Below are 24,920 nucleotides of genomic sequence, written 5' to 3'. Positions count from 1 at the left end.
GCGGTGAGAGCCGGGGCGCGGAGAGCCGCTGCGGCTCAGGACTCGTCAGGGCGGCCCGCCATCTCGCGTTCCATCCGCTCCAGCTCCTCGTTCGGCACCGCTCCCCCGAACCGCCGGTCCCGCTGTGCGTACTCCACGCAGGCCCGCCACAGGTCGCGCCGGTCGAAGTCGGGCCACAGGACGTCCTGGAAGACCATCTCCGCGTAAGCGCTCTGCCAGAGCAGGTAGTTGGACGTGCGCTGCTCGCCGCTGGGCCGCAGGAACAGGTCGACGTCCGGCATGTCCGGGTAGTACAGGTACTTCGCGAACGTCTTCTCGTTGACCTTGGACGGGTCGAGCCGCCCGGACCTGACGTCCTCCGCCAGGGCCTGCGCCGCGTCCGCGATCTCCGCGCGCCCGCCGTAGTTCATGCAGAAGTACAGCGTCAGCTTGTCGTTGTCCTTGGTCTGCTCCTGGGAGATCTCCAGCTCCTTGGCGACCGACTTCCACAGCTTCGGCATCCGGCCGACCCACCGCACCCGCACTCCGAGCTCGTCGAGCTGGTCGCGGGTCTTGCGGATGAAGTCCCGGTTGAAGTTCATCAGGAAGCGCACCTCGTCCGGCGACCGCTTCCAGTTCTCCGTCGAGAAGGCGTACAGGGAGATCGCTCCGACGCCCATCTCGATCGCGCCCTGCAGGACGTCGAGCACGCGCTCCGCGCCGACCTTGTGGCCCTCGGTGCGCGGCAGGCCCCGCTCCTTCGCCCAGCGGCCGTTGCCGTCCATGACGACCGCCACATGGTCCGGCACCAGCTCTCCGGGGAGCTTCGGCGGCCTCGCCCCCGACGGGTGCGGCTCCGGCGCCTTGTACTCGCGCCGCGACCGGCCGCCCAGAATCCCGCGTCGTGCCATGTTGGTTACTCGCTCCCCTGCAACAGCTCTCATCAGGTCTTGCTAGGTCTTCTCGACGTACCGCAGCGAGCGCAGTCCGCGCTCCAAGTGCCAGTGCAGATACGCCGACACGAGGCCGCTGCCCTCCCGTACGTGCCGCGCCTCGCACGCGTCGGCCGTCGGCCAGTCGCCGGTCAGCAGCGCGGCGAGCAGGCCGATGGCCTCCGAGGAGGGTACGACGCTTCCCGGCACCCGGCACTCGGCACAGACCACTCCTCCCGCGGCGACCGAGAAGAACCGGTTCGGTCCCGGCATGCCGCACTTCGCGCAGTTCACGAAGCTCGGCGCGTAGCCGTTGACGGCGAGCGAGCGCAGCAGGAACGCGTCGAGCACCAGATGCGGGGCGTGCTCCCCGCGCGCGAGCGTCCGCAGCCCGCCGACCAGGAGCAGGTACTGCTGCACCGCCGGCTCGCCCTCGTGGTCCGTGAACCGCTCGGCGGTCTCCAGCATGGCCGTGCCCGCGGTGTAGCGCGCGTAGTCGGTCACGATGCCGCCACCGTACGCAGCGATCGTCTCACTCTGCGTGCACAACGGCAGTCCCCGGCCGACCAGTTCGCTGCCGCGCGCGAAGAACTGCACGTCCACGTGCGAGAACGGTTCCAGGCGCGCGCCGAACTTCGACTTCGTACGGCGCACGCCTCGCGCCACCGCCCGTACGCGCCCGTGACCACGGGTGAGCAGCGTGATGATGCGGTCGGCCTCGCCCAGCTTCTGGGTGCGCAGGACGATCCCATCGTCACGGAAAAGGCTCATGCCCTCATTGTCGCGTACGGGCCGCGGCCCCGGGGTCAGTGGGTCACTCCCGCCCCCTCCGGTTCCCCCGGCTTCGGCAGCGCCGCCGCGATCCGCTGCGCGGTCTCCACGGAACACCGCCCCAATTCCACGAGCGGGCAGGGCGCCTCCCGCGCGTACGAGATCGGGTCGAGCCGCAGAGAAGGCAATGCGATACCGACCCTCGCAAATGCGGTACGCAATTCAAGTACGGCCTCGTCCGCTTCCCGCAGGCATTCGAGCGCGTGCCGATTCTCATTTTTCGTTTTGCTGTTCATGAGTGCATCGTGTCGCGCCGTGGATACAGTTCGTAAGAGCGCGGACCCTACAACTGCCGCGCAGAGCTGGGAGGTTGAGCCATGGCCAGTACTCGGCGGAATGCCGCGTGGGAGTACTTCGGGGAGGAGCTGAAGCGGCGCCGCGAGGAAGTGGGAATGACGCAAGCGGAGCTCGGGCATCGGGTGTTCGTGTCCGGCGGATACATCGGCCAGTTCGAGCAGGCGTTCCGCAAGCCGCAGTTGGATGTCGCCCAGCGAATTGACGACGTTCTACAAACCGGTGGTTTTTTCGAGCGTACGTGGCGGAAGTTGATCAGGGACGGTCGCTACGCGGAGTACTTCGAGAAGGCGGCCGAGCTTGAGCAGTTGGCGACGAAGATCTGTGATTTCGCCCCGGCGATCGTGCCCGGTCTCCTGCAGACCCCCGCGTACGCGCGGGCGCTCACCCTCGCGGGCAACCTGCTCGCGCCGGACGAGTACATCGAGGAGAAGGTGCGTGCCCGACTCGACCGGGCCGAACTGCTCAAGGACGCTACACGGCCCGTGTATTGGGCGATCCTGCACGAGACCGTGCTGCGGGTCCCCGTGGGCGACGCCGCCGTGATGGCGGAGCAGCTGAAGCACATCGCGCGGCTGCGCCGCGAGCGCAAAGTGGTCGTGCAGGTACTGCCGTTCACCGCCGGCGCCTACCCGCAGATGGGCAAGGTGCTGACGCTCATGGAGTTCGACGACGCCCCGCCGACGGCCTACACGGAGGGCGTCTACTCGGGCAATCTCCTCGACGATCCGGCCGTAGTGAAGCGAGCCCGTGACGTCTACGATCTGGTCAGGGCCGCCGCGCTGTCGCCGGAGGCGTCCCTCTCCCTGATCGAATCGGCGGCGGAGGATTACGGATCATGCGTGAGGACGACCTGACCAACGCCCGCTGGTTCAAGAGCAGTTACAGCGATGACAACGGCGGCACGTGCGTCGAGGTCGCCCACAACCTCCCCCACATCGTCCCCGTACGCGACACCAAGCTCGGGGGCGGCAGTCCCGTACTGGTCGTTCCTGCCCGGAGCTGGGCGGCGTTCGTCGAGGCGGTCAAGGCCTAGTCGTGCGCTCCTTGTGGCCCTTGTAGTCGGGGTGGCCGATGTGGTTCGGCTCGCGTTCCACCTCGCCGAGCCACAGGTGCTGCGCGTACCGCTGGACCGCCTCCGTCAGCGCCGGCTTGTTCTTGCGGCCGACGGGGATGCGGTAGCGCTGCCGCGGCAGGTTCGGGTGCAGCGGCTCCTCGTCGCGGACGAGGTGCCACAGGACCGGGTGGTCCGGGTCGATCGGCGCGTTCGGGCACAGCTCCAGGGAGTACACGACCTGCGACTTGCCCCGGCCCGCACGGCTCCAGTGCACCCCGGCCCCGGCGAGCGTGTCCCACGGGACGACCTTGTTGCCGGCCGGGTTGCTGAGCCACACGCCGACCTCGTCCACGGCGATGAACGCGTTCCGTGCCTTGAACCCGCGCTTCAGGAACAGCCCGGCGACGATCAGCGGGATCAGGCCCACGGCTATGGAGCCCCAGCCGCCGCTGTTGGGTGAGCCGGTCGCGCCCAGTACCGCCATCAACCCGGCGCCGATGAAGAACAGCGCGAAGACGGAACAGCCCGCCGCGCCCTTCACGGACTGCTGCATCACCTCGCCGCCCAGCTTGATGACGGAAGCGGTGGGAGCGGGGCCGTGCGCGTAGGGACTCGACATGGCCATGCAGTGTAGGGAACGGCCCTCCCCTACGATGCGGTGCCATGGACATGCGGGGGACCCAGGGGCAGGGGCCGAGGCCCGATCCGGACGAGCTGCGGGCGGCGTTCCAGCGGCAGAGCCGGGCGGAGCTGGCGCAGAGCCGCTCACAGCAAGCTCGCATCGCCCGCTGGGCAGGCATGGCCTTCTCCGTGCTGCTCGGCCTGGGGGCTGCCACCGTGCTCGTCACCCGGCTCAGCGAGGGACGCCCGGCGGGCCTGTGGGCGGCTCTGTGCGCGGTGTCCCTGCTGCTGACAGTCGCGGGCTTCGCGCTCGCCAAGCTGGGGCGCACACGCTGGACCATCGCCGCCCTGGCCCTCGCCGTGCTGGTCGTTCAGCTGGGCGACTCCCTCGGCTTCTTCGCCGACTGACCCTCACCCCCGAACTCCACCAGCACCGGCGTCTCCCCGTACACCACCCGCTCCCCCGCCCGTACCGTCTCACTCGTGCCGTCCAAGCGGCGCAACTTGGCCGCCCCGAGGCCGAGTTGGGCGGGTGCCGTGCCCGTGCGGGTCCAGCGGATCGCGGTCCAGCGCGACGTACGGCCGTGCACGAAACGACACTCGTGGACACCGTCCGGCAGGCCCACCCGGGGGCCGCGGCCGCAGGACGTGATGCGGGCGCCCGCGATCCACCCCTGGAGGCGGCCGATCCGCCGGCCCGCCTCCGTGGGCGCGCCGCCCACCGGCTGCACGACGAGCGGGACGCGGGTGGAACCCCAGCTGTAGAAGTACATGCGGCTCAGCTCGGCCTTCCGGCTGAGGAAACCCGCCAGGTAGAAGCGGACCGCGTAGTCCTGGGCGCGGCGCGCGTCGAGGGCGGGGCGGGTCACGATGTCGCGGCCGGGGCCCGTGTTCCACAGCTGGATGCCGACGTCCTCGCGGTACAGGATGTCGTCCTGCACCGTGCGGGCCAGGTCGACGATCTCCTCCGGCGGCCCGTCCGCGCGCCGCGGATGCAGCTTCACGGCCGCCGCGTCGCAGTGGTCGTACGCGCCGGTCGCGGCGAACTCCCGTAACGTCTCCCGGCCTTCGCGCTCCCAGAGGCGGCCGAACGACGGGCAGGCCACCACCGCCCTCGGGTCGACCCGCTCGATGATGCGGGCCGCGCGGCGCACCATCTCGGCGAGGGTGCGCATGTCCCCCGAGTAGTGCGAGCGGGCCCCGACGTTGTCCCACAGCTCGTACGCGCCGATGCGGCCCCGGTAGCGGGTGACGACGGCGTCGACGAAACGGTCCCAGTCGGCGAGGTCGTCGGGCGGGGCGGTACGCGTGCCGTCGGTGTAGAGGGTGCGGGGGCCGTCGGGCGCGGCCCAGCCGGGAGTACCGCCGAAGGTGAACAGGACGGGCAGGCCCTTCCGTTCGGCCCCGTCGACCATGCGCTCCAGGACCGACCAGTCGAACTCGCCCTTCTCCGGCTCCACCTGGCCCCAACGGGTCTCCCCGTCCCACAGACGCACCCCGCCGACGCGGAAGCCGGGCATCCGGCCGGTGTCAGTGTTCATCGTCATCCCGAAGAACTCGGGGTCGATCCGCTGCGGCGCCATGTCCCAGTCGGGGCCCGTCAGTTGCTGGGCGGGAGCCTTGGCCTGCGGGCGCGGCGGGCGTACGGGGTCGTCGGGGGCGAAGGTGACGTACGCGAGGGCGGCGAGGGTGAGGAGAGTGAGGGCCAGGACTGCGGCGAGCAGGGGGCGGCGGCCGTGGCGGGATCGGGTGCGGGTGCGGGTGCGGACGCGGACGCGGGGTGGCTCGTCGTTGGTGCTGGGAGGTTGCGGCTCCTCGGGCGGAGGGGCGGGCCGAGAAGGGGGCGCCGTATCGGCCCCAGTCTCGGCCCCAGTCTCGGCCCCGGTCACGGTCTCGGTCTCGGTCTCGGTCCCGGGTCCGGTCCCGGCTTCAGCCTCTTCCCCCTCCGCCTGCGGCTGAGGCCGGGTCTGGCCCTCATCGGATGCGTACGCCTGCTGTTCCGCCCGTACCCACGCCGCGTACAGGCTGTCCAGCTCGGCCCGGTCCGCGCCGCAGACGCGGGCGATGCGCTCGACGACGCCGAAGCTGGCGGGCACGGTCAGACCCTGGCAGTAGCGGTGCACCGACGAGCGGCTGAGGCCCGTGCGCTGGGCGAGGGCCGAATAGCTGCGGCCGCTGCGCTCCTTCAACTCCTGGAGTTGTGCGGCGAGTTCGTGAGTACCGGGCAACGCGCGCCTCCCCCGTCCGTCCCACAGCGGCAGAAGATAGCAGGTCGGGCGGTATCGGACGTCCCACCGTCCCAGCGGGACGCCGGCTCCTTGCCCGACGGGGCCCGGGCGGCGATCGTCGGCCTGTCGCCGCTCGGGGGATCGGCGGCCGCACGAGAACAATCGGGGGAAACACCTGTGCTGCGCATCCACTTCACCGCCGCCGACCTGTCACGTACGCGGGTGTCCGACGGGGCCGATCCGCTGTGGGAGACCGTCCTCAGCCTGCACCGGCTGCGGGACCGGCGTCCCGAACCCGCACTCGCCGCCGTACGCGAGAACGCCGGCCTGCGCTCCACCGCACTGCGGCTGCTGCTGCCGCTCGTACCCGCCCGCGGCTACTTCCCGGACTTCCTCACTCCGCCCGCGGCGGCGGCCGGGGTCGAGCACGGGCTGGAGGCACTGATGTCCACGCCACGGCGGCGGCTGCGGGCCGAACTCGCGCGCCTCGCACGGCGGAACACACTGCCCGAGTGGACCCTCGGGCTCGCCGAGGGGCGGGCATCCGTGCTGCGAGGGCTCGCCCGGTGCCTGCGCGACTACCACCACCGGGCGCTCGGCCCGGCCTGGCCGCGCGTCGCCCGCCGCGCGGAGGCCGACCGGTCGTTGCGGTTGCACGCGCTGTGGCAGGGCGGGGCGGAGGCGATGCTGCGGACGTACGGGCCGGACATGCGGTGGCGGGCGCCGGTCCTTGAGGTCGCGTATCCGATCGAGCGGGAACTACGGCTGGAGGGGCGGGGGTTGCTGCTCGTGCCGTCGTACTTCTGCCGTACGCCGGTGGCGCTCGCGGACGAGTCGCTGCCGCCGGTCCTTGTGTATCCGGCGACGGGACTCGCCCCGTCCTCCCGTGAACTGGGCCCCCTCATGGGGCACACCCGGGCGGCGATCCTCCGCGCCCTCGCGGGCACCTGCACGACGACGGAACTCGCCCTGCGGGCCGGGGTCTCGCTCTCCACAGCGAGCGAACATGCGGCGGTGCTGCGCGGAGCGGGCCTGATCCTCAGCACCCGCCAACGCAACACGGTCCACCACGCCCTGACCCCACTGGGCTCAGCACTCCTACGCTCAGACTGAACGAACACCCGCGCCCCCGCGCCCCTTTCGGGGCCGACGGGGCGTCGCTGGGTCAGCGCTAGTCGAAGGAAGCGCTGGCCACCACCGCGTCGGCATCTGCTTCCTCGGGCGTCCCGGGTTCGGCGAAGAGGCCCAGCAGGAAGACCGCGCGGCTGTCGTTCACGGACACCACCGTCATGCGCATGTACAGCTTTCCGCCGTCACCGTCCTCCATCCGCACGGTCGCTGCGTGCGCGGCGCGACCGTCCACCGTCGTCGGCTCCGACTTCAGGAGCTTCGACGGTTCGTTCGGCGAGAAGAACTCCGCGTTGGACCACGCGTACCGCTCCGTCTGCGCCTTCAGCTCGGCCTCGGGGACGGCGTTGCCGCGTCCGGCGATGACCGTGGCCCACTTCTTGCCGTCGACGGGCTTCTTGTCGATGGTCGACGTGAAGGCGGAGAGGAGCTCGCCCTTGTTCTGCTTCCAGCCTTCAGGAATCCCGTACGAGACCCCCGCAGCCTTGTCCGTCACCCGCGGCCGCCCTGCCAGCGGGCTCTGGTCACGCAACAGCCACCAGGCCACGCCGACCGCGGCGAGCAGCGCCAGGACAACCGCGGCGATGATGGCCAGCACCGCCCGTCGCTTCCTCGCCGGCTCAGGCGGCGGCGTCGGCGGCGCCACCGGGCAGCCGGTGTCGGACGGATACGGCGGAAGCCCAGGAGACGGGGAAGGAGTTGTCATGCGCCCATCGTGCTGGCTCGCGCTCGGGCGCACATGAGCTCCCGTACTCAGGCGGCTGCTCGACGCTCCTGCGCCGGGCGGCCCGATGCCGCTGGAACCTCTCACATTCCCTGGTCTCGCCGGGCAGGGCCGAAGACCGGTGGCGTTTCGTCCTCCCCTGGCAGGCCGACGTCGCCCTCCTTCCACTCGGGGGCGAAGGCGCAAGGGACGGACGCCCCACCCATGAAGTACTCCCGGTCCGGGTACCACGTGAAGGACATCCGCTCTCCGCCGTCACGCCGAACGTACAGATCCCAGCTCTGGTCCTTCGTGCCCTCTCGGGAAGACGTGACTTCCCAACCACTGTCCTCGAGGTGTTGGCGCAGTCGGCGAAGGCCCGGGACGGCCTGGCTCGCCGGCACGTGGTCCAGGGCCCAGCTGTGGTGCATCCGGTAAGCGCCGTCGACGGCATCGTCCTTCAGGCCCAGCAGGCCCCCGTCGTAGCAGTAGTCGGAGCTGAAGGTGTTCTCCGTGCCGACACCGATGTCCTCGACACCCGGCTCTATGGTGCGGCTGAACCCTGCAATGCCGTACGCCTCCTGGGAACGCTGGAAGGCGCGGCCGGCCATCTCCTCGGGGGCGACGCGAGGCATCTCCTTCGGGCCCAGAAGTCCCGATGCGAACAGGACGGTGAGACCGCATACGACGACCGCGGCGCTACCGCGTCCAATAGCCCGACGTCCGAAAGAGGCGGTCCCAGGCTCGCTCGCGGAACGGGTGGGGTTCGTCGGTGTCGTCTCGTCAGGCATGCAAGGACGGTACGACCGAGACGGACCGCTACGGATGGGCGCAGCTACTCGGCGAGGCATGAGTGCTCGCACTCAACTGATCCACGGCCGTGGTCGAAGAGCTCCTTGGACACCGCCAGTCGCAGGCGCACGAGAGTGGAGACGCCGCCTAGTGGGGCACGGAAGGCGAACGCTCCTGTAGGCCGAAGTACAAGTGCGGCGCGTGCAGTTGGAAGGCCTCGTGCAGGCGGGCGCGGGGGCGGTTCGCGTCGGCGGGGATGCGAAGAGTCTCTCCTCCGGCCTCCCCAGACGTGCGCAGCTCCAGCGTGTGGCTCCGACGGCCGGTCCCGGTGGGCGCCCAGGTGAAGCCGACCGCGGCCAGTGCCTGCCACGGGAAGTGCCTCGTACCGTCGCGGTTGCCCAGCCGGATGCCGGTCTCGTCGACGCTCAGCGACACCGTGTGGCGGCGCAGACCACGTACCCCGAACCCTGGTTCCGCGGCACCAGAACAACCGCCGTAGCCGTGCGCGTGGGACCCTCCGGACAGCTCATGGGGGCCGAGTCTAGGTGTGCGCCTCACCGGAGGTGCCTGGCGGCGTTACGCTCGACCCCGTGAGCGGACGGGGTGAAGAGGCTTACCAGGAACGGGTGTTGGGGCAGCTGGAGCGGGCTCGGGGCGCTCGGCGGTGGGTGGCCGTCGTCGGGGGCGGGCTCGCACTGCTCGGGCCCGCCGTCGTGTGGCTTCGGGTCGCGCGGGGCGTGCCGTGGGGGTGGTGGGCCGTGCCGTGCGGGCTCGCGCTGCTCGGGTGCGCGGGGGCGGTCGTGCTCGCCCGCAGGGGGCGGACCCGGAGGGCGCTGGCGCTGATCGTCGGCGGGGTCGGGCTCGTGCTCGTCGGGGATCTGCTGGCCACGGCGACCCTCCCCTGACCGCTGGGGGCCTGTCCGGCGGATCAAGCCGGGGGCACGGGGCTCGGCACGCACATCTGCGCCTGCGAGAGACGTCGCCCCGGCCAGTCCCTAGTCCACCGTCACCGTCCCGGTCCCGTAGTCCAGGCGGATGCTTCGTACGCGGCCGTCGGCCGTGATCCTGCGCCGGATCTGCACGCCCAGCGGGATGTCCGGTTCCGGGGGGCTGACCGACGCGTCGAGGCGGGCGCGGTCCAGGACGGCGCGCATCGTCTGCGGGTCGGGGCGGGTGGCCAGGTACCAGGCGTGGCCCGTGCCGAACGCGTTGCGGGTGACGGCGGGGCGGCCGTCGGCGTACGTCAGTATCGGAGCGGCGCCCTCCAGGACCAGTTCCTCCGACCACAGCCGCCCTTCCCCGCCCCCGACCAGCGGCAGCGCCCCGCCCTCCGGGAGCGGGTCGAACTCCTCGATGCGCAGGCCGAGCAGCTCACGGAACGGCGCCGGGTACCCGCCGAGGTGGACGCGGTCGTACTCGTCGGTGATGCCGGAGAAGTAGGACATGAGGAGCGTGCCGCCGGCCGCCACGTATGCGCTGAGCCGGTCCGCGGTGTCCTGCGAGACCGCGTACAGGTTGGGGACGAGCAGGAGCCGGTACTCCGACCAGTCGCGGTCGACCGGCACCACGTCGCACGGCACCGACGCGTCGTACAACGCCCGGTGGTGCGCGTGCGCCGCGTCCAGCATGCGGGTGTCGGCGCTCGGGTGGGCGTCCTGCTCCAGGGCCCACCAGTTCGGCCAGTCGAAGAGCAGGGCCGCCTCCGCCCGCTCGGGCGTCGAGCCCAAGAGGTCCGGGTGCGCGGCCAGTTCGGCGCCCAGCTCCGTGACGTCGCGGAACATCCGGGTCTCGCGGCCGCCGTGCGGCACCATCGCCGAGTGGAACTTCTCGGCGCCGCCCCGCGACTGCCGCCACTGGAAGAACAGCACCGAGTCCGCGCCGTGCGCCACCGCCTGCCAGCTGTCGAGCCGCATCCGCGCGGACCCCTTGCGGCCGTTGCGCGCCCGCCAGTTGACCGCGCCCGGCGCGTGCTCCATCAGCAGCCACGGCTGTCCGTCGCGCAGGCCGCGCATCACGTCGTACGAGAACGCCGCCTCGTGCACCGAGTCCGGATCGTGCGGGTCCGGATACGAGTCGTACGAGACGACGTCCATCTCCTTGGCCCACGTGAACAGGTCGAGAGTCGGCGCGACCGGCACGAAGTTCGTCGTCACCGGCACCCCCGGCGTCACCGCGTCCAGGACGGCCTTCTCCGCGCGGTAGCAGTCCAGGAGCTCGTCCGAGGAGAAGCGCAGGTAGTCCAGCTGCTGGGTGGGATTGCGGAAGGACGGCGCCGTACGCGGGGTGTGGATCTCCTCCCAGTCGCCGTACCGCTGCGACCAGAAGTCGGTGGACCAGGCCGAGTTGAGGGCGTCGAGCGTGCCGTAGCGGGCGCGCAGCCAGCGGCGGAACGCGGCCGTCGACTCCTCGCAGTGGCAGTGCCGCGAGATGTGGCAGCCGAACTCGTTGCCGATGTGCCACAGGGCGAGCGCCGGATGCCCCGCGTACCGCTTCGCGAGCTGTTCGACGAGCCGCGTCGCGTACGAGCGGAAGACCGGGCTCGACGGGCACCAGTGCTGACGCGAACCCGGGTACAGGCGGGTGCCGTCCGCCAGCACCGGCAGCGTCTCCGGGTGCAGCCGGGCCAGCCACGGCGGCGGCGACGCGGTCATCGTGGCGAGGCAGACGGCCACGCCCGCGTCCGCGAGGCGGTCCAGGTGGGCGTCGAGCCAGCCGAAGTCGTAGGCGCCGGGGGCGGGTTCGGACTTCGCCCAGGAGAAGATGCCGACGGTCGCCAGGTTGACGCCCGCCTCCCGCATCAGCTCGACGTCCTCGGCGTGCGTCTCCGGGCCCCACTGCTCCGGGTTGTAGTCCCCGCCGTACGCGATCGAGCCCAGGTAGTCGTAGAAGTGGGCCAGCCTGCCCGCCCGTAAGCCGTCCTGCCGGCTGGTGCGCGTTCCGGGCGCGCCCTGATCGCCGGTACCCGATCCGGGCCTGAACTCGCTCTGCCTGCCGCTCACTTGACCCCCAGCGTCTCTTGTCCCGACCTAGCCTCGATACCCCGGAAATGGTCCGCCATGGCTCTCTGCGCTCCGGAAACGTTCCTCTCGCGCAGAGCCGTGAGAATGTCGCGGTGGCGGCGTGCGGTGATCGCGGGCGCCGGGTCGCGGGTCCAGCCGCGTACCTTCGCCACCCGGTGGAAGACGTGCCAGAACGCCGCGAGGAGCTGGGGCACCAGATCGTTGCCGAGCGTCTCGTACAGCGTCTCGTGGAACTCCCGGTCCAGCTCGGGGAAGGCCTCGCCGGCGCGGGCGGCGGCCTCCATCCGGACGACGATCGACTCCAGTCCGTCGAGTTCCGGGTCCCCGATGCCGCCCGCGACCCGGCGGATCAGGCCCTCCTCCAGGACCTCGCGGACCTGCAGTATCTCGGCGAGCGCGGCGTGGTCGTCGGCGACCCGGGCCAGGGTGCGGAAGGTGAGCCCGTCCACGAGCGGGGTGAGCGAGGCCTGGCCGACGTACGTGCCGTAGCCGTGTCTGATCTCCACGATGTCCAGGGCCTGCAGCGCCTTCAGCGCCTCGCGCACGGAGTTTCTGCTCACCCCGAGGCTCTCCATCAGCTCCGCCTCGGTGGGCAGCGGGGCGCCGGGGGGAAGTCTGCGGTCGAGGATCAGCTGCATGACGTCCCGCCGGATCTGGGCTCCGACGCGTCGTTCCCGGGCAGAGGTCGGCCTCGTGTTCCTTGGCTCCTCGGACATGCGGCACAGCGTACGACCGAAGGACGTCCCACGTCCCATGTCGGGAGCGAAATAGTGCCCGCCCCCGCTGCCCGACCCTGCCCGGCCGCCCGCCGACCCCCTGCCCCGCCCCTTGCGCCGCCGCACCCCCGCCGCCCCTGTGCCGATCCTTGCGCGATCCCTTGACCGGCCCCGGTGGCGCTCTTATGGTCGCGCTACCCCTTAGACGTAGGACGTGGGATCTCCCAACCACCCATCCTCTTCCGGGACTTGGAGACACCGTGAGCGACGCGACCTCCGGATCGGCGCTGCACCGCCGGTCCTTCCTCAAGTACTCCGGCGCCATCGGCGCGGCCGCCGCCATCACCACGACCCTCTCCGCCTGCTCGGGCGGCCCGGAGTCGACGACCGACGGCGGGGGCGACGGAAAGGGTTCCCTCGACACCCTGACCGCCGTCATCGGCTACGGGAACGACGGCAGTTGGGACCCGACGCAGACCGCGTCCGCGTTCTCGATGGCGGCCAACCACCACATCTACGAGGGCCTCCTCGACACCGACCCGATCAGCCGCGAGCCGTACCCGGCGCTGGCGACCGCGATCCCCGACGGCCTGGACACGGCGACGCGCTGGAAGTTCACGCTCCGCTCCGGCGCGAAGTGGCACGACGGCAAGCCCGTCACCGCCGACGACGTGGTCTTCACGTTCGACCGGATCCTCGACCCGGACACCGTGACCCTCGCCCAGGGCTTCTTCCTGTCCTGGCTGAAGGAGGTCAGGAAGGTCGACGAGCAGAACGTCGAACTGGTCCTGAAGTTCCCCTTCCCGGACGGCGCGGCCCGGCTCACCCTCGCCAAGATCATGCCGAAGCACGTGTTCTCGAAGCCCGGCGCCTGGGACAAGGCGATCACGGGCCTCGCGGTCGGCTCGGGCCCGTACAAGCTGACCGCGCACCACGCCAAGTCCAACTCCACCCTGGAGGCGTTCGCGGACTACAACGGGCCGCGCAAGGCCGCGTTCAAGAAGATGAACTGGCTGACGATCGTGGACGCCGCGCCCCGCGTCGCGAAGATCTCCGGCGCGGGCGCGGGCGCGCAGATCGCGGACAACGTCCCGTACGCCAACATCGCCCAGCTGGAGAAGGACGGCCTGAAGGTCGAGGGCGGCGCCGGGATGAACAACCTGTTCCTGATGTTCAACACGGCCCACGAGCCGTTCGACGACGTCCGCGTCCGGCAGGCCCTGCACTACGCCATCGACCGGGAGAAGATGATCTCGGCCGCGCTCAAGGGCCACGGCAAGCCCGCCAGCTCTTTCCTCGACGAGTCCAACCCCTCGTACCGCGCGGCGAAGACCGTCTACGGCTACGACCCGGACAAGGCCCGGCAGCTCCTGAAGGAGGCCGGGGTGTCCAAGCTGAAGATCAACCTGATGGCCGTGAACGTCAGTTGGATCGTGGACTGCCTGCCGACCATCGAGGAGTCCTGGCGGAAGATCGGCGTCGAGACCACCCTCCAGCCGCAGGAGACCGCCGCCCTGTTCACCAAGCTCGACCAGAAGAAGGACTTCCAGGTCGTCGCGGCCGCCTCCAACCCCAACCAGTTCGGCATCGAGGCCGACCTGATCATGCACTACAACTACGGGCCCGCGAACCTCTGGATGCAGTACGCCCGTTGGGCGAAGAACTCCGAGGCGAAGAAACTCTTCAAGATGATGGACCAGGCCACGCGCGAGGCCGACGCCGAGAAGAAGAAGCAGATGGTCCAGGAGTACATCGACCTGGTCGCCGAGAACGCCGTGATCTACCCGGTCGTCCACAACGAGCTCATGACCGCCTGGGACCCGGACAAGCTCTCCGGGGTCCGCGCGCAGCCGTATCCCGGCATCAACCTGCTGCAGGCGAAACCCGCCAACTGAGTTCCTGCCGACGGGAGTTCGCATGGCCTTGACCCACGCCGGGAGTTCTGAGTCCGCATGGTCCTGACCTACGCCAGGAGGGCATGAGTCCGCATGGTTCAGATCGCCAGAATCCTGGTCCGCCGCATCGCCCTGCTCGTCCCGCTGATGCTGGGCATCGTGCTGTTCGTGTTCCTCGTCATGCGGTTCTCGGACATCGACCCGGCCGCCGCGTTCTACCAGGGCACCAACCCCACCCCCGAGCAGCTGCACGCGTTCCGCGAGGAGCACGGGCTGCTCGACCCGCTGCCGGTCAGGTACGTGGCGTTCGTCGGCGAGCTGCTCCAGGGCGACATGGGCATCAGCGTCCTCACCCGGGCGCCGGTGCTCGACCAGGTCAGCACCGCCCTGCCGCTCACCATGCAGCTCACGTTCCTCGGCCTCGGCATCGCGGTGGTGATCGCCCTGGTCCTCGGCGTCACCGCCGCGATCCACCGCGACGGCCTCCCGGACCAGCTGATCCGGGTGCTCTCCCTGACCGGCGTCGCCGCCCCCGGCTTCTGGCTGGCGCTGCTGATGATCCAGTACCTGGCGGTCGGCGCGGGCTGGTTCCCGACCAGCGGCTACGTCAACCCGGCCGACTCGTTCACCGGCTGGCTGCGGACCATGACCCTGCCCGCGTTCGCCCTGTCCCTGCCGGTCGCGGCCCAGCTCACCCGGATCGTACGGACCGCGGTCGTGGAGGAGCTGGACAAGGACTACGTGCGCACGGCGATCGGCAGCGGGCTCCCGCCGGTCGTCGTGGTCGGCCGGAACGTCCTGCGCAACGCCCTGATCAACCCGCTGACGGTGCTCGGGCTGCGCGTCGGCTATCTGCTCGGCGGCGCGGTCGTCATCGAGACGATCTTCGCCCTTCCCGGCATGGGCAACCTGATGATCACCGCCGTGAAGAACGGCGACCCGGCCGTGGTGCAGGGCGTGGTGATCACGACAGCCGTCGGCTTCGTCGTCGTGAACCTGGCCATCGACATCCTGTACCTGCTGGTCAACCCCCGGTTGAGGAGCGCCTCATGAGGAGTCGTAAGGAGCTGGCCGAGACGCTGTCCCGGCCCGGTGTGCGGCTGCGCGGCCTCCGGCGGCTGCCCCTGCTCTCCCGGATCGCGGTCGCCGTCATCGCCGTCGTCGTCCTGACGGCGGCGCTCGCCCCGCTGCTCGCACCGCACGACCCGCTCGACCAGGCCGCGATGGCCGACGGCACGGGCAGCCCGTCCGGTGCGCACTGGATGGGGCAGGACAGCCTCGGCCGCGACATCCTCAGCCGGCTCATGTACGGGGCGCGGCTCTCCCTCGTCATCGGGCTCGGCGCGACGCTCCTCGGCCTGGTCGCGGGCGCGGTGCTCGGGGCGGTCGCGGCGACGTCGCGGAAGTCGGTCGACGAGTTCATGATGCGCTGCCTCGACATCGTCATGGCGTTCCCGGGCATCGCGCTCGCGGCCGTCCTGATCGCGGTGTTCGGCGGCAGCATCCCGGTCCTGATCCTCGCCATCGCGTTCCTCTACACCCCGCCGATCGCCCGCGTCGTCCGCGCCAACGTGATGGACCAGTACGGCGAGGACTACGTGACCGCCGAACGCGTCATCGGCGCCCGCACCCCGCACATCGTCCTCAAGCACGTGGCCGTCAACTGTGCCGCGCCGATCCTGGTGTTCTGCACCGTGCAGGTCGCCGAGGCCATCGTCTTCGAGGCCTCGCTGTCGTTCATCGGCGCAGGCGTCTCCCCGCCCGACCCGTCCTGGGGCAGCGTCATCGCCGACGGCAAGAACATGGTGCTCACCGGGGGCTGGTGGGCGACCGTCTTCCCCGGCCTGCTGATGCTGGTCACCGTCCTCGCCCTGAACATCCTCTCCGAGGGCGTGTCCGACGCCTGGGCCGCCCCGGCCGCGCGCGACGTGCCCGCCCAACGGTCCGGTACGCAGGACAAGTTGGAGGCCGTCGAGCCGGGCACGGGCAAGGTCCTCGACCTCCCGGGCCTCACGGAGGCCGCGGCCCGCCTGCGCTCCCGGGCCCGCCCCCTGCCCTCCGGGCCGCCCGTCCTGGAGGTCACCGACCTGGCGATCGGCTTCGACGAGCGGCACGGCGGCACGGACATCGTCGACGGCATCAGCTTCGATGTACGGCCCGGCGAAGTCCTCGGCCTCGTCGGCGAGTCCGGCTGCGGCAAGTCCCTGACGGCGCTCACGGTGATGGGCCTGCAACCGAAGGGTGCGCGTGTCTCCGGCCAAGTGATGTTCGACGGCCAGGAGTTGACGTCCCTCCCGATGAGCGCCCGGCGCCGGCTCCTCGGTCACGACATGGCGATGGTCTACCAGGACGCGCTGTCGTCCCTGAACCCGTCGATGACGATTCGCGCCCAGCTGAAACAGGTCGTACGGCGGGGCGGGGCGCGGTCGGCCGTGGAACTCCTCGAACTCGTCGGGCTCGACCCGGACCGCACCCTGCGCAGCTACCCGCACGAACTGTCCGGCGGGCAGCGCCAGCGCGTCCTGATCGCCATGGCCCTGTCCCGCAACCCGAAGCTGATCGTCGCCGACGAGCCCACGACCGCGCTGGACGTGACGGTCCAGGCCCAGGTGATCGAGCTGCTGCTGCGCCTGCGCGCCGAACTGGGCTTCGCCCTCATCCTCGTCTCGCACGACCTGGCGCTCGTCGCGGACGTCACGGACCGGGTGGTGGTGATGTACGGCGGCCAGATCGTGGAAACGGGCGTCACCACCGACCTGGTGGCCGCCCCCGCCCACCACTACACGCGGGGCCTGCTCGGCTCGGTCCTCTCCCTGGAGTCGGCCGCGCAGCGGCTCACCCAGATCCGGGGCGTCGTCCCGTCGCCGGCGGACTTCCCGCCGGGCTGCCGCTTCGCGAACCGCTGCCCGCTGGCGAGCGCCCTCTGCACGACCACCCGCCCACCCCTGACGGGCCCGCCCCGAACCCACGCGGCGGCCTGCCACCACCCGGCGGTCCCCCTGCGGGCGCCGGAACAACGGGGCGGGGAACGGGTCCGGTGAGGTGCCCCACGACCACCCCTGGGGGCTCCGCCCCCGGCCCCCGGCTCCTCAATCGCCGGAGCGGCTCCCCGGGGGCACCGTCTTCGGCTTACCCACCGTCGTGGTCGCTCGCGCAGTTCCCCGCGCCCCTCACAGGGGCTCCGCCCCCACAGCCCGCAGGTGGAACGTGCCCCGACAGGGGCGCGGGGAACTGCGCGACCGGCCACCGCGGCGCCGCAGACGAAAGACGACCGGAGGCGGGGGTCGGGGGCGGCAGCCCCGGGGCCGTCCGCCGAGGCTTCGGGAAGGGGCGGGGTCGGGGAAGAAGACGGACGACCACGGAGGCCCGCACGTGAACGACCACCCACTCGTACAGCTGAAGAACACCCACGTACACCACCGATCCCGCACCGGAGGACTCCTCTCGCGCGACCGCGTCCACGCCCTCACCGCCGCCGACCTGGCCATCGCCCCCGGCGAGACCCTCGGCGTCGTCGGCGAGTCCGGCTGCGGCAAGAGCACCCTCGCGAAGGTCCTGGTCGGCGTGCAGCAGCCCACCACCGGCACCGTCGAGTTCGGCGGCAGGAACCTCTGGACGATGCCCCCGGCCGAGCGCCGCGCAGCGGTCGGCACCGGCGCCGGAATGATCTTCCAGGACCCGTCGACCGCCCTGAACCGCCGCCTCACCGTACGCCGCATCCTGCGCGATCCCCTGGACGTCCACCGCCGCGGCACCCCCGCCGAACGGGAGGAGCGCGTACGGGAGTTGATGTCCCTGGTCGGCCTGCCCGAGGTGCTCGCGGACGGGCTGCCCGGCCAGCTCTCCGGCGGCCAGCGGCAACGCGTCGCGATCGCCCGCGCCCTCGCCCTGAACCCCCGCCTCGTCGTCGCCGACGAACCCACCAGCGCCCTGGACGTCTCCGTACGCGCCCAGATCCTCAACCTCCTCCTCGACCTGAAGGAACGCCTCGGCCTGGCCCTGGTCTTCGTGTCGCACGACATCCAGACGGTGCGGCGGATGAGCGACCGCGTGATCACCATGTACCTGGGCCGGATCGTCGAGGAGTCCCCCGCCGCCGAGGTCCTCACCCGCTCCCGGCACCCGTACACCCGCGCCCTGTTCTCCGCGACGCCCGGCCTGCTCGACCCGATCGACCCGATTCCGCTGGTCGGCCCGGTGCCGTCGGCGACGCGCCCGCCGAGCGGCTGTCCGTTCCGCACCCGCTGCTGGAAGGCGGACGCGGTGTGCGCGGAGCGCATGCCGGAGTTCGAGGAGTCCGGCGCGGCCGGGGGCGGCCACCGCTTCCGCTGCCACCACCCCGTGGACGACGGCCAGTCGACCCACGAACTCGTCGCCCAGGCCGCCGCCACGGCCGCACCCCTGGAGGGTTCATGACCGCAGCCCCACTGACCGGTGTCGTCCCTCCCGTCTGCACCCCGCTGACCCCGGACCGCGAGGTCGACACCGGCTCCCTGGTCCGGCTCGTGGACCACCTGGTGGGCGCCGGGGTCGACGGCCTGTTCGTCCTCGGCTCGACGTCCGAGGCCGCGTACCTGCCGGACCGGCAGCGGCGCACGGTCGTCGACACGGTGGTCGCCCATGTGGCCGGGCAACTCCCCGTCCTCGCCGGGGCGATCGACATGACGACGCCGCGGGTACGCGACCACGTGGCGGCCGTGACGGCGGCGGGCGCGGACGCCGTGGTCGTGACGGCGCCCTTCTACACCCGCACCCACCCGGCCGAGATCGCCACCCACTTCCGCACCCTGGCCGCGGCCTCCCCGGCCCCGGTGTTCGCGTACGACCTGCCGGTCTCGGTGCACACGAAACTCCCCGGCGAGCTGCTGCTCGACCTGGCGGCCGACGGCGTGCTCGCGGGCGTGAAGGACTCCAGCGGCGACGAGGCCGCCTTCCGCGCACTGCTCCTGGCCGCCCGGGCGCGCACCGACGTGACCGGGTTCAGCGTGCTCACCGGCGCGGAACTCACCGTCGACGCGGCGCTCGCGGCGGGCGCGGACGGCGTAGTCCCCGGCCTCGGCAACGTCGACCCGCACGGGTACGTCCGCCTCCACCGGGCCTGCCGCGCGGGCGACTTCGAGCGGGCGCGGGTCGAGCAGGAGCGGCTGTGCGCGCTGTTCCGGATGACGGGCGTCGGCGACCCGGCCCGCATGGGCGGCTCGTCGTCGGCGCTCGGCGCGTTCAAGGCGGCGCTGCATCTGCGGGGCGTGATCGACTGCCCGGCCACGGCGGTCCCGCAGGTGCCGCTGTCCCCGGCGGAGATCGCCGAGGTCGGCAAGCACCTGGCGACGGCGGGACTGCTGTAGCGCCTCACCCGAAGCAGGGGTTACGGCGCCCCCAGCTCCCCCACCCCGTACCGCCGGAACTCGATCCGCTCGTACGTCCCCGTGTCCCCCGTCTCGTACAGCAGCCCCATCGTCCGGCCGTCGACCTGGACCAGGTCCGAGTAGGCGGCGCGGAGTTCGGAGACGGTCAGGACCTTCCGGAAGGTCCGCCCGGCGTCGTCGCTGCGCCACACGGCCATCGCCTGCCGGGCGGTCGGCACGGACGGCCCGGAGAACAGCAACCCGTCGTCGGCGCCGCGGAGTTGCAGCACGCTCGCCTGCACGATCGGCACGTCGTTCAGGGTGGGCTGGACCTGGTACGGCCGGTCCAGGGACTCCCCGCCGTCCGAGGAGTACGAGTCGAGGCGGTTGCCCGCGCTCGGCCCGTGCTGGTCCCGTGCGCTGAAGTACAGCCGCCCGTCCGGGAGTTCGGCGGCGAGGGACTCGTTCGCGTTGTCCACGCCCTCGTACGCGTCCTCGACGAAGCCGAGCTGCCAGCTGCGCCCGCCGTCGTCGCTGTAGATCGCGTGCGCGCCGTAGTACTTGGGCTCCTGCCCGGTGTCCGCGGAGCCGGCGGGCGGCGCCGACGAGTGGTTGGACGGCACGACGAGTCGCCCCGCGTGCGGCCCGCGCGTCAGGGCGACGGCGTGCCCGGGCCCGGTCGCGTACCAGCGCCAGTGGTCCGGCTTCACCGACTCCGTGATGTCCCGGGGCCGCGAGAACGTCCGCCCGTCGTCCCGGCTGGTCTGCACGAACACCCGCCGGCTCTGCTCCGCCGTGGCCTCCCCGCGCATGATCTGCGCCTCGGTGACCTGCCCGCTGTTGTACGAGGTGACGAGCACGATCCGGCCCGTGCGCGGGTCGACGACGGGCGCCGGGTTGCCGCGCGTGTCCCCGTCCCCCGCCGCGACCACCCGCAGCGGGCCCCACGTGCAGCCCCCGTCCGTGGACCGCTTCACGACGACGTCGATGTTGCCGGTGTCCCCGGCGCCCCCGACCCGCCCCTCGGCGAACGCGAGCACGGCCCCACCCGGCGTCCGCAGCGCGGCCGGAATCCGGAACGTGTCGTACCCGTCCTCACCCGCCCGGTACGGCACGGAACCCGCACAGGCACGGGAGGGCGCGGCGGCCGCGGGTGCGCCGGTCGAGGCGGCCGCGGCGAGGGCGAGAGCGAGCACGAGCAATCGACTGGCACGCAATCCGGCCATGAGCACTCCCGGCACTGAAGGCCCCGCGAGGGACATAGGACGTAGGACGTCTCACGCCCGGTGAAGCTACAGCGCAGCCGGAGGGAGGGCAATACCCAAGTACGGGGAGGGAGTTGGGGGCGGCCGCCGTTCGCTACGACGGCGTACGAGCCGACTCGAGGACCCGGGCCACCTCGTCCGGGCAGATCGTCAGGGCGTTGCCGACCGCCACCAGGACCTCCCGCTCCGCGGGGGTGTACGGGCCGTCGGCGAGGGCGATGCGGGCCGCCTGGAGGAGGATGGACTCGCGGCCGGCGGGGGCGAGGTGCGGGGCGAGCGGGTCGAGGGACTCGTGGAGCTCTATGGCGAGTGTGACGCCCGCGTCGTCCACGGGACTGTCGCCGGTCGTGACGCGTCCGGTGTCCGCGGCGAGAGCGTCGACCAGGGTGCTCAACTGGTCGCCGGTGCAGTCGACGTACCCGGCGGAGCGGACCGCGCCGACAGCGATGTCGAGCGCCGTGCGGGAGGCCGTGCCGCCCGCGGTGAGGACGGCGAGGGCGACGGTGTGCACGGCGTCGCGAAGCATGGCCGAGAAGCGCACGGTCGTCGGATGGTCGAGGCAGTCCGTGCCGAAGTGCCGGGCGCAGGCGGCGCATTCGACGACGGGCCCGGCGACGCCGCGGGCGAGCAGCGGGAGGCCGAGGACGGTGAAGCGCCGACGGCCGGTGCGGCGCCGGTAGTTGCGGTCGCCGCCGCAGCCGGGGCAGAAGAACTCCCCGTCGCCGACGGTCGTCCACGCGGTGCGGATCCCCCAGACACGCGGTTCTCCGCGACCTCGACCCAGGCCTGGCAGCACGCCGCACCTCCGTAACACCTCGGCAACGTTGCCGTATCGACGTGATGTTAGCCACACCGGCGAAGCGCCGTCAGCACCTTGTGCAGCACATGGCCAAGACCAGTCGGAGGCGAACACGCACGGAACGGAAAAGACCCCGCTCATCGGACAGATGAGCGGGGTCCGAGCGGCCGAACCCCGTCAGGGGGCGGCGCTCAACTCCTTCAGCGGGCCGCGCGGTTGACCGCGGAGACGACCGCCTTCAGCGAGGCACGCGTGGTGTTGGCGTCGATGCCGATGCCCCACATGACCTTGTCGTCGATGGCGCACTCGATGTACGAGGCGGCCTGCGCGGAGGCGCCCTCGCTCATCGTGTGCTCCTGGTAGTCGAGCAGGCGTACGTCGATGCCGATGCCCTGCAGGGCGTCGAAGAACGCGGAGATCGGACCGTTGCCGCTGCCCTTCAGGGAGGTCTCCTGGCCGTCCACGACCGCGTCGACGGCCAGGGTGTCCACGCCGTCCGTGTCGGTGGTGGTCTGGCCGGAGCGCAGCTGGATGCGGCCCCACGGGTTGGCCTCGGTGGGCAGGTACTCGTCCTGGAAGACGGCCCAGATCGCGCTCGGCGTGACCTCGCCGCCCTCGGCGTCGGTCTTGGCCTGGATGACCTTGGAGAACTCGACCTGCATGCGGCGCGGCAGGTCCAGCTTGTGGTCGTTCTTCAGGACGTACGCGATTCCGCCCTTGCCGGACTGGGAGTTGACGCGGATGACCGCCTCGTAGGACCGGCCGACGTCCTTCGGGTCGATCGGCAGGTACGGCACGGCCCACTCGATGTCGTCGACGGTGACGCCCTTGGTCCTGGCGTCGGCGTCCATGGCGTCGAAGCCCTTCTTGATGGCGTCCTGGTGGGAGCCGGAGAAGGACGTGTAGACCAGGTCGCCCACGTACGGGTGGCGCGGGTGGACCTCCATCTGGTTGCAGTACTCCCACGTGCGACGGATCTCGTCGATGTCGGAGAAGTCGATCTGCGGGTCGACGCCCTGCGAGAACAGGTTCATGCCCAGGGTGACCAGGTCGACGTTGCCGGTGCGCTCGCCCTGGCCGAACAGGCAGCCCTCGACGCGGTCGGCGCCGGCCATCACGGCCAGCTCGGCGGCGGCGACGGCGGTGCCGCGGTCGTTGTGCGGGTGGACCGACAGGACGACGTGCTCGCGGCGGGACAGGTTGCGGTGCATCCACTCGAAGCGGTCGGCGTGCGTCGAGGGGGTCGAACGCTCCACCGTGGCGGGCAGGTTGAGGATGATCTCGCGGCCCGGGCCCGGCTGGTAGACGTCCATGACGGCCTCGCAGACCTCCAGGGCGAAGTCCAGCTCGGTGTCGGTGAAGATCTCGGGACTGTACTGGTACCCGAACTCGGTCTCCGGGCCCAGCAGCTTCTCCGCGTACTCCATGACCAGCCGCGTGCCGTCGACGGCGATCTGCTTGATCTGCTCCTTGGAGCCGCGGAAGACGACGCGGCGGAAGACCGGCGCGGTCGCGTTGTACAGGTGGACCGTGGCGCGCTTGGCGCCCTTCAGGGACTCCACGGTCCGCTCGATCAGGTCCTCGCGGGCCTGGGTCAGCACGGAGATGGTGACGTCGTCCGGGATGGCGCCCGGCTCCTCGATGATCGACCGTACGAAGTCGAAGTCGGTCTGGCCCGACGCGGGGAAGCCGACCTCGATCTCCTTGTAGCCCATCTTGACCAGCTGGTCGAACATCCGGCGCTTGCGCTCGGGCGACATCGGGTCGATCAGGGCCTGGTTGCCGTCGCGCAGGTCGGTGGAGAGCCAGCGGGGGGCCTTGGTGATCCGCTTCTCCGGCCAGGTGCGGTCCGGGATGTCCACGGCGTCGTACCCGCGGTACTTGTGGATCGGCATGGCGGAGGGCTGCTGGAAGTTCGGCATTGCGTAGGGCTCCTCGAGGGGTCCGCGGGGGACGGCCGACGGTCGTTCGTGCACCACTCGACTCCGCGGGGAGGGGGTCGGCCTACGACTACAGGCCCTCGCCGCGGCAGCTAAGAAGAAGCAGCCCGAAACGCATGATGAGAGGGAGCGTAGCCGAGACCGTCCGGTGTGCGTCGACCCGTATCAGTATGCGGGACCGCCCTGAGGTAACGGCTCGAACGTGACAATTACCTCGAATTCGCCAATCCTGCTAGCGGGTAGTGACACCACGATCACGCAATGCCACGGTGTTGGGTATGGACATCACGCGATCGGGCTACGAGCCCGTCTACTGCACCATCGTCCCGCCCCACCTCCTCGACCGGCTCTCGCAGGCCGAGAACCCGGCGATCGCCGGGGCCGCACGCCGCACCCTCGTCCAGGACGAGGCGAACCGCTCCCGGCGCCTGACCACGGCCGCCGCCACCGCCCGCCCCACCATCACCGGGGCGGCCGAAGCGACCCCCAACCGCACGATCCACGACGCGCAGAACGGCACGGAACTGCCCGGCACGAAGGTCCGCTCGGAGGGCGAGGAGCCCGGCCAGGACGCCACCGTGAACCGCGCCTACGCGGGCCTCGGCGCCACCTTCGACCTGTTCCTGAAGGGCTTCGAGCGCAACTCCATCGACGGCAACGGCCTCCCGCTGATCGCGACCGTGCACTACGACGAGAAGTACGGAAACGCCTTCTGGGACGGCAAGCAGATGGTGTTCGGGGACGGCGACGGCGAGATCTTCCTCGACTTCACGATCCCGGTCGACGTCATGGCGCACGAGCTGACCCACGGCGTCACGCAGTACACCGCGAACCTCGCGTACCAGGGCCAGTCCGGCGCCCTGAACGAGTCGGTCTCCGACGTCTTCGGCGCGCTGGTCAAGCAGTACACCCTCGGCCAGACCGCCGACCAGGCCGACTGGCTGATCGGCGAGGGCCTGCTCGCCCCGGACGTCCAGGGCACGGCCCTGCGCTCCATGAAGGAACCCGGCACGGCGTACGACGACGACGTCCTCGGCAAGGACCCGCAGCCCGGTCACATGGACGACTACGTCGACACCGACCAGGACAACGGCGGCGTGCACATCAACTCCGGCATCCCCAACCGCGCCTTCTACCTCCTCGCCACCCGCCTCGGCGGCAAGGCCTGGGAGCGCGCCGGGCAGATCTGGTACGACGTGCTGACCGGCGGCGAGATCACGACGGACTGCACCTTCACCGACTTCGCCAAGGCCACGGTCGGCAAGGCGGCCGAGCGGTACGGCGAGGGCGACGAGCACGAGGCGGTCCTCAAGGCCTGGTCCCAGGTCGGCGTGCCCACCGCGTAGGACTCCGGTTTCCGGACCGGGGGTGAGGG

Annotated in this window: 24 protein-coding genes; 11 read left to right on the top strand and 13 right to left on the bottom strand. The window is 71.2% G+C overall.

Annotated features, from left to right (window positions below):
- Positions 1-35: 35 nt before the first annotated feature.
- From ACIDOF_RS16095 to ACIDOF_RS16085, 3 genes are read right to left on the bottom strand one after another with little or no spacing between them, the layout of a single operon-like run.
- Entirely contained in the window at positions 36-890 is an 855-nt protein-coding gene (locus tag ACIDOF_RS16095) for an isoprenyl transferase (RefSeq protein WP_409006549.1), read from the bottom strand.
- A gap of 42 nt (positions 891-932) precedes the next feature.
- Positions 933-1,682, bottom strand: coding sequence for a DNA repair protein RecO (recO, locus tag ACIDOF_RS16090; protein ID WP_409006548.1), 750 nt, complete (start codon positions 1,680-1,682; stop codon positions 933-935).
- 35 nt (positions 1,683-1,717) lie between these two features.
- Positions 1,718-1,978 carry a hypothetical protein gene (locus ACIDOF_RS16085; RefSeq protein WP_409006547.1) on the bottom strand — a complete coding sequence of 87 codons (261 nt, stop codon included), beginning with the start codon at positions 1,976-1,978 and terminating at the stop codon, positions 1,718-1,720.
- An 81-nt stretch (positions 1,979-2,059) separates the two neighbouring features.
- Here ACIDOF_RS16085 and ACIDOF_RS16080 point away from each other — a divergent pair, with 81 nt between their 5' ends.
- Both ACIDOF_RS16080 and ACIDOF_RS16075 read left to right on the top strand, forming a co-directional pair.
- Positions 2,060-2,893 (top strand): Scr1 family TA system antitoxin-like transcriptional regulator, encoded by an 834-nt coding sequence (locus ACIDOF_RS16080; RefSeq protein ID WP_409006546.1) that lies wholly within the window; start codon positions 2,060-2,062, stop codon positions 2,891-2,893.
- Positions 2,875-3,072 (top strand): DUF397 domain-containing protein, encoded by a 198-nt coding sequence (locus ACIDOF_RS16075; RefSeq protein ID WP_409006545.1) that lies wholly within the window; start codon positions 2,875-2,877, stop codon positions 3,070-3,072. The genes ACIDOF_RS16080 and ACIDOF_RS16075 overlap by 19 nt, the downstream gene beginning before the upstream one ends.
- On the opposite strand, the gene ACIDOF_RS16070 is transcribed toward ACIDOF_RS16075, so the two are convergent.
- Entirely contained in the window at positions 3,062-3,712 is a 651-nt protein-coding gene (locus ACIDOF_RS16070) for a hypothetical protein (protein WP_409006544.1), read from the bottom strand. The genes ACIDOF_RS16075 and ACIDOF_RS16070 overlap by 11 nt on opposite strands.
- Before the next feature lie 44 nt (positions 3,713-3,756).
- Between ACIDOF_RS16070 and ACIDOF_RS16065 the strand changes: the two genes are divergently transcribed.
- The gene (locus ACIDOF_RS16065; RefSeq protein WP_409006543.1) at positions 3,757-4,122 is read left to right on the top strand and encodes a hypothetical protein; all 366 of its coding nucleotides are present in this window, start codon (positions 3,757-3,759) and stop codon (positions 4,120-4,122) included.
- Here the strand turns inward: ACIDOF_RS16065 and ACIDOF_RS16060 are convergent.
- A complete protein-coding gene (locus ACIDOF_RS16060) occupies positions 4,086-5,942 on the bottom strand; it encodes a helix-turn-helix domain-containing protein (protein WP_409006542.1) in 1,857 nt (618 codons plus the stop codon). The genes ACIDOF_RS16065 and ACIDOF_RS16060 overlap by 37 nt on opposite strands.
- Before the next feature lie 177 nt (positions 5,943-6,119).
- On the opposite strand from ACIDOF_RS16060, the gene ACIDOF_RS16055 reads away from it, so the two are divergent.
- Complete coding sequence (locus ACIDOF_RS16055; RefSeq protein WP_409006541.1) at positions 6,120-7,055, top strand: ArsR/SmtB family transcription factor; 936 nt, start codon at positions 6,120-6,122, stop codon at positions 7,053-7,055.
- 58 nt (positions 7,056-7,113) lie between these two features.
- On the opposite strand, the gene ACIDOF_RS16050 is transcribed toward ACIDOF_RS16055, so the two are convergent.
- The 3 genes from ACIDOF_RS16050 to ACIDOF_RS16040 form a co-directional block, all read right to left on the bottom strand.
- A complete protein-coding gene (locus ACIDOF_RS16050; RefSeq protein WP_409006540.1) occupies positions 7,114-7,668 on the bottom strand; it encodes a hypothetical protein in 555 nt (184 codons plus the stop codon).
- Positions 7,669-7,877: 209 nt separating this feature from the next.
- Entirely contained in the window at positions 7,878-8,564 is a 687-nt protein-coding gene (locus ACIDOF_RS16045) for a hypothetical protein (RefSeq protein ID WP_409006539.1), read from the bottom strand.
- Positions 8,565-8,712: 148 nt separating this feature from the next.
- Entirely contained in the window at positions 8,713-9,000 is a 288-nt protein-coding gene (locus ACIDOF_RS16040; RefSeq protein WP_409006538.1) for a PH domain-containing protein, read from the bottom strand.
- Between the two features lie 155 nt (positions 9,001-9,155).
- Between ACIDOF_RS16040 and ACIDOF_RS16035 the strand changes: the two genes are divergently transcribed.
- Entirely contained in the window at positions 9,156-9,470 is a 315-nt protein-coding gene (locus tag ACIDOF_RS16035; RefSeq protein WP_409006537.1) for a hypothetical protein, read from the top strand.
- A gap of 90 nt (positions 9,471-9,560) precedes the next feature.
- Here the strand turns inward: ACIDOF_RS16035 and ACIDOF_RS16030 are convergent, their stop codons facing one another.
- Together ACIDOF_RS16030 and ACIDOF_RS16025 are read right to left on the bottom strand one after the other, a co-directional pair.
- Positions 9,561-11,564, bottom strand: a complete 2,004-nt coding sequence (locus ACIDOF_RS16030) for a beta-galactosidase (protein WP_409006536.1) — start codon at positions 11,562-11,564, stop codon at positions 9,561-9,563.
- Entirely contained in the window at positions 11,561-12,301 is a 741-nt protein-coding gene (locus tag ACIDOF_RS16025) for a FadR/GntR family transcriptional regulator (RefSeq protein ID WP_409006535.1), read from the bottom strand. Before ACIDOF_RS16025 ends, ACIDOF_RS16030 begins: the two co-directional genes overlap by 4 nt.
- A 260-nt stretch (positions 12,302-12,561) precedes the next feature.
- Between ACIDOF_RS16025 and ACIDOF_RS16020 the strand changes: the two genes are divergently transcribed.
- The 5 genes from ACIDOF_RS16020 to ACIDOF_RS16000 all read left to right on the top strand — a co-directional run bounded on the left by ACIDOF_RS16020 (position 12,562) and on the right by ACIDOF_RS16000 (position 19,541).
- The gene (locus ACIDOF_RS16020) at positions 12,562-14,196 is read left to right on the top strand and encodes an ABC transporter substrate-binding protein (protein WP_409006534.1); all 1,635 of its coding nucleotides are present in this window, start codon (positions 12,562-12,564) and stop codon (positions 14,194-14,196) included.
- Positions 14,197-14,289: 93 nt separating this feature from the next.
- Positions 14,290-15,249, top strand: a complete 960-nt coding sequence (locus tag ACIDOF_RS16015) for an ABC transporter permease (protein WP_409006533.1) — start codon at positions 14,290-14,292, stop codon at positions 15,247-15,249.
- Entirely contained in the window at positions 15,246-17,237 is a 1,992-nt protein-coding gene (locus ACIDOF_RS16010; protein ID WP_409006532.1) for a dipeptide/oligopeptide/nickel ABC transporter permease/ATP-binding protein, read from the top strand. The genes ACIDOF_RS16015 and ACIDOF_RS16010 overlap by 4 nt, the downstream gene beginning before the upstream one ends.
- Before the next feature lie 331 nt (positions 17,238-17,568).
- On the top strand, positions 17,569-18,612 hold the full coding sequence (locus tag ACIDOF_RS16005; protein ID WP_409006531.1) for an oligopeptide/dipeptide ABC transporter ATP-binding protein: 1,044 nt from the start codon (positions 17,569-17,571) through the stop codon (positions 18,610-18,612).
- Complete coding sequence (locus ACIDOF_RS16000) at positions 18,609-19,541, top strand: dihydrodipicolinate synthase family protein (RefSeq protein WP_409006530.1); 933 nt, start codon at positions 18,609-18,611, stop codon at positions 19,539-19,541. Before ACIDOF_RS16005 ends, ACIDOF_RS16000 begins: the two co-directional genes overlap by 4 nt.
- A 20-nt stretch (positions 19,542-19,561) precedes the next feature.
- Here the strand turns inward: ACIDOF_RS16000 and ACIDOF_RS15995 are convergent, their stop codons facing one another.
- The 3 genes from ACIDOF_RS15995 to leuA all read right to left on the bottom strand — a co-directional run bounded on the left by ACIDOF_RS15995 (position 19,562) and on the right by leuA (position 23,527).
- Positions 19,562-20,767 carry an exo-alpha-sialidase gene (locus ACIDOF_RS15995; RefSeq protein WP_409006529.1) on the bottom strand — a complete coding sequence of 402 codons (1,206 nt, stop codon included), beginning with the start codon at positions 20,765-20,767 and terminating at the stop codon, positions 19,562-19,564.
- A 133-nt stretch (positions 20,768-20,900) separates the two neighbouring features.
- Positions 20,901-21,602, bottom strand: coding sequence for a TerB family tellurite resistance protein (locus ACIDOF_RS15990; protein WP_409006528.1), 702 nt, complete (start codon positions 21,600-21,602; stop codon positions 20,901-20,903).
- Positions 21,603-21,805: 203 nt separating this feature from the next.
- A complete protein-coding gene (gene leuA, locus ACIDOF_RS15985; RefSeq protein ID WP_409006527.1) occupies positions 21,806-23,527 on the bottom strand; it encodes a 2-isopropylmalate synthase in 1,722 nt (573 codons plus the stop codon).
- A 296-nt stretch (positions 23,528-23,823) separates the two neighbouring features.
- On the opposite strand from leuA, the gene ACIDOF_RS15980 reads away from it, so the two are divergent.
- Positions 23,824-24,891 (top strand): M4 family metallopeptidase, encoded by a 1,068-nt coding sequence (locus tag ACIDOF_RS15980; RefSeq protein ID WP_409006526.1) that lies wholly within the window; start codon positions 23,824-23,826, stop codon positions 24,889-24,891.
- The last annotated feature ends 29 nt before the right edge of the window (positions 24,892-24,920 follow it).

This window comes from Streptomyces sp. Da 82-17 (assembly GCF_046098215.1).
Taxonomy (GTDB): domain Bacteria; phylum Actinomycetota; class Actinomycetes; order Streptomycetales; family Streptomycetaceae; genus Streptomyces.
This window is presented reverse-complemented; position numbering and strand designations above follow the sequence as displayed.